Consider the following 4,754-nt stretch of genomic DNA (forward strand, 5'->3'; position numbering starts at 1 on the left):
GATATTGCCGGAGTTGACTCAAGTGAAATTTCAGGGATTTACGAAGGAGTAGACAGCTACATCCGCCTATTTTACGATATGTTTATTCAAACGAAATTTTATACTATTTTTTCGTTTTTATTCGGATTAGGTTTTTATATCTTTATGAATCGTGCTGAGGCGAAAACAGATCGTCCAAAAACTTTGTTTGTTCGCCGTCTTCTCATTTTATTATTGTTTGGTTTCTTGCATTACGTTCTTTTATGGGATGGAGACATCTTACATACTTATGCAATCACTGGGTTTTTCTTATTTCTATTTTATAAGAGAGAGCCACGTACTATTTTAATATGGTCAATTGTACTATTAAGTTTCATGCAATTATTCACATTATTAGGTTCTCTTCTAATGGCACTAGTGCCGTTAAATGAATTAGACCTTTCCTCAGCAATTATACCGTTAGAAAACTGGGGCTTACAAATCGAAGACAGATTCCATTCATTCTATTCGGAAGCAATAGGAAACAGTTTCATTATGCTTCCTGAAACACTAGGGTTGTTTTTACTCGGATTATACGCTGGTAAAAAAGATATTTTCCGTCGTGCAAAAGAATTAGATCCAAAACTAAAAAAATGGCAAATTATTATGTTCATTTTAACATTGCCGATGTGGTTTATTATGATTCACTTCTTTATTAACAACCAACCTTATACACCATTTACCCTTATGGGCATTACGATGATAAGCGGAAAAACATTATTCATCTTCTACATTTTCACACTCATGCGCTTATTACAAAAAGAAAGATGGCAAAAATTATTACGACCATTCCAATATGTCGGACGAATGGCGTTAACAAATTACATCACGCATACAATTGTTACATTACTTGTATTCGGGCTATTGTTCAAAAATTATTATCCCGCTCCATTATGGGTAGGGCCTCTATTTTGTATTGGTTTCTATACGTTACAAATCTTTATTAGCCGCTGGTGGCTTTCTCGTTACCAATACGGGCCACTTGAATATATTTGGCGCCTTGGTACGTATGGAAAGATGATGCCACTTAAAAAGAAAAGCAAGGTCTCATAATGAGACCTTGCTTTTCTATGCTTCTCTTACTGCACTTTGCATCGGAACTGGCTCTTCTTTTACTTTCACTTTACGCTGCGGCACCATATTAAATACAATATTTAAAAGTACTGCTGATGCACTTCCAAGTACAATTCCGTTATCAGTTAAAATACGAATATTTTCCGGAAGCTGTGAGAATAACGTTGGAACGACTGTAACACCAAGTCCGATTCCGACAGAACATGCAACGATTAATAAATTCTCTTGTTTTCCAAAATCAACACTGCTTAACATTTTAATGCCATACGCCATTACCATGCCGAACATTGCTAACATCGCACCGCCAAGTACTGATTTCGGAATAATTGTTGTAATGGCTGCGATTTTAGGAATAAACCCAAGAGCAATTAACATACCACCACAAGTATAGATAATAACGCGATTTCTTACTCCAGTTAATTGAACAAGGCCTACGTTTTGAGAATATGTTGTGTATGGAAATGCGTTAAAAATACCACCTAGAACCATTGCTAATCCTTCTGCGCGATAACCTTTTGTTAATTCTTTTTCACCGATCTTTTTATTGCAAATATCAGATAATGCAAAATATACACCTGTTGCTTCCACAATTCCTACGCAAGCAACGAGAATCATCGTAATAATTGGCGTTAATTCAAATGTTGKTGTACCAAAGTAAAACGGCTGAATACCGTGGAACCAATCTGCCTCTCCAACCGCTTGCAAGCTTACTTTCCCCATAAATGCCGCAACGATTGTACCGAACAAAAGACCAAGTAATATAGAGATTGAACGGATAAATCCGTCAAAGAAACGATACATAATAATGATAAATAATAAAACACCAAATGCTAAAGCTAAATTTTCTAAACTTCCAAAATCTTTGCTTCCAACTCCTCCAGCCATATCATTAATAGCTGCTGGAACAAGTGTAACCCCAATGACTGTAACGACAGATCCTGTTACAACAGGAGGAAACAGTTTTACAAGTTTCCCAAATAATTTCGCGAAAATAACAACAAATAATCCCGCAGCAATAATTGCTCCATATATAGAGGACACGCCGTATTGTTTACCAATTGCAATCATCGGTCCAACCGCTGTGAATGTACAACCAAGTACAACCGGAAGCCCAATACCGAAAAAGCGATTTGATAATGCTTGTAAAATCGTTGCTACGCCGCACATCAATAAGTCGATCGATACTAAATACGTTAATTCTTGTTGATTTAAACCAAGTCCCCCGCCAACAATAAGCGGAACAATAATTGCGCCAGCGTACATGGCAAGCATGTGCTGAATGCCAAGCGATGCAATTTTAAATGGGTGCTGCTTCATCGTTAGTTCACCTCCGCAGTTTCTTGCTGTACAAATGTAACTGTGCCGTTATCAAGTGATGCAATTTCTGCTAGTGATTCAACACGAACACCCTGTTCACGCAGCTTCTTTCCTCCATCTTGAAATGCTTTTTCAATAACAATGCCAATTCCCGCAATACTTGCCCCGGCTTGCTCTACTAAATTCATTAAACCTAAAGCAGCCTGACCATTTGCTAAGAAGTCATCAATAATTAGTACATGATCATTTTCATCAATATGATTTCGAGATAATGAAATCTCGTTCGTTTCTTGTTTTGTAAATGAGTATACTTCCGCAACATACATATTATCTTGTAACGTTAACGATTTACGCTTTCTTGCAAAAACTACTTTTACACCAAGCTCTAAAGCAGCCATAACCGCTGGTGCAATGCCTGAAGATTCAATCGTCACGATTTTTGTAATGTTCTCTTCTTTAAAACGCTTAGCAAATTCTTTTCCGATTTCTTGCATAAGTACTGGATCAATTTGATGATTTAAAAATGCATCTACCTTTAATACATCACCAGATAAAACCTTTCCTTCGTTCAAAATCTTTTCGTGTAATACTTTCATGTTAGTTCCTCCTCTTATGCAAATAAAAAACTCCAAAAGCCGCCACCACTCGTTACAAGTGAGAGACGTGCTTTTGGAGTTTCGCAAAAAAGAATGCTAAACAAGCAAATATATTCGTCCTCACTCATAGTCAAAGTATTTACGGTACTTCGGTAGAAACTTGCAGGCCATATCCCCGCGATTATATGAGTGTAGCTAACTTATTTATTTATAGAAGGATTATAACGCACTTTTTTCACTTTGAAAAGCATTTATCGAAAAAAACACGTACAAATTTTATGAAAACACCGTTTTTGTTCGAGTTTTCCAAACTTTCACATTTCATATTACAACGTCGTTAATATGATAGGACCATCCTTCGTAATCACAATTGTATGCTCATATTGTGCAGATAATTTCCCATCCATCGTCCGTGCAGTCCATCCGTTTAAATCTACTTTAGAATATCGCATACCGGCATTTACAATAGGTTCAATTGTAATTACCATTCCTTCTTGTAATTCTGGTCCTTGCCCTGACTTACCAAAATGAAAAATTGCTGGTTCCTCATGAATTTCTTTGCCAATTCCGTGTCCCGTAAAATCTCTTGCAACAGAAAACCCTTCAGCAGCTACATAACTTTCAATTGCGTATCCAATATCTCCAACATGGTTACCACTTATCGCTTGCTCAATCCCTTTATATAAAGCACTCTCTGCTACTAACAATAACCTTTTTGCTTCATCAGAAATATCTCCAACTATATACGTCCATGCAGAATCCGAAAGCGCACCATTTAAGTTTACTACCATGTCAATCGTCACAATATCTCCTTCACTTAAAGGAACATCTGTTGGAAACCCATGACACATTTCATTGTTTACAGATGCACATATTGCGTATGGATAATCGTTATACCCTTTCTGTTCGGATCTGGCACCATGCTCTTCTAAATATGCTTCAACAAACGTATCAATTTCTTGTGTAGTGATACCTGGTTTCATCATTTTTGCGATTTCTCTATGACAAGAAGCTAGTAACTTCCCCGATTCATGCATCAAATCTATTTCATTTTTCGTTTTAATTGTAATCATACTACCTCTACCTCTCCTTACTAAACTTGCTATTTGCTACTAAACTTCAATCATACACATCCTCTTCCAAAATTTCAAAACTTCTAATTACATCAAAATAAAAAAACAGAAGCCCCTTTCTGTTTCTTAATCATTTTTACATATATAGTTCATTTTCAAAAACTCAAAACAACTGCCATCCGTTTTTTGAATAAACGTCCCAACTGCTTCGAACCCTGCTTTTTTATATACTTTGATTGCCCTTTCATTAAATGCCGCTACTGATAATGTTATATAGTCACATTTATATTTTTCTTTACTAAAATCTAATCCAGCTTTTACGAACTGTAAACCTAATCCATTTCCTGTTATATCAGGTCTCATTCCAAGTCCTATATCAATCGTTTGATTATTTATTTTACCAAAACTAAAGAAGCCAATTATACTATCGTTTTCTTTCACGACAAATGTAGTATTTCCTCTCATATGAGCATTTAAAAACTCCATTAAATCTTCTTGATCTGCCTCTATATCATAAAAAGAATACTCCCCTTCATAATGCCAGTTGTATGCAATTTCTTCTGCTTCCGCTTGCGACATTACTGTAAACATATAGCCCATTTCTCTCACTCCCTCATAAAAAAGAGCTGCAATTAAGCAGCTCCTGTTTTATAACTCATAAATCTCTTTATATTTA

The 4,754-nt window shown here is 36.0% G+C and carries 5 protein-coding genes and 1 riboswitch; of the genes, 1 reads left to right on the plus strand and 4 read right to left on the minus strand.

All coding sequences use genetic code 11. The features are described 5' to 3' along the window. Window positions 1-1,071 (plus strand): DUF418 domain-containing protein (locus AC1DTM_RS18345; protein ID WP_477000615.1); only part of this gene is annotated, 1,071 nt, incomplete at its 5' end. A 15-nt stretch (window positions 1,072-1,086) separates the two neighbouring features. Here the strand turns inward: AC1DTM_RS18345 and pbuX are convergent. The 4 genes from pbuX to AC1DTM_RS18365 form a co-directional block, all read right to left on the minus strand. Continuing rightward, complete coding sequence (gene pbuX / locus AC1DTM_RS18350; protein ID WP_477000616.1) at window positions 1,087-2,409, minus strand: xanthine permease PbuX; 1,323 nt, start codon at window positions 2,407-2,409, stop codon at window positions 1,087-1,089. A 2-nt stretch (window positions 2,410-2,411) separates the two neighbouring features. Further along, on the minus strand, window positions 2,412-3,005 hold the full coding sequence (locus AC1DTM_RS18355) for a xanthine phosphoribosyltransferase (protein ID WP_002158546.1): 594 nt from the start codon (window positions 3,003-3,005) through the stop codon (window positions 2,412-2,414). Window positions 3,006-3,112: 107 nt separating this feature from the next. Beyond that, window positions 3,113-3,214: riboswitch (purine riboswitch) on the minus strand. Between the two features lie 117 nt (window positions 3,215-3,331). Continuing rightward, a complete protein-coding gene (locus AC1DTM_RS18360) occupies window positions 3,332-4,078 on the minus strand; it encodes a type I methionyl aminopeptidase (RefSeq protein WP_016104347.1) in 747 nt (248 codons plus the stop codon). Window positions 4,079-4,204: 126 nt separating this feature from the next. Next, on the minus strand, window positions 4,205-4,678 hold the full coding sequence (locus AC1DTM_RS18365; RefSeq protein WP_016104346.1) for a GNAT family N-acetyltransferase: 474 nt from the start codon (window positions 4,676-4,678) through the stop codon (window positions 4,205-4,207). Window positions 4,679-4,754 lie beyond the last annotated feature (76 nt).

The sequence above is a fragment of the Bacillus sp. P4_D3 genome (genome assembly GCF_056401855.1).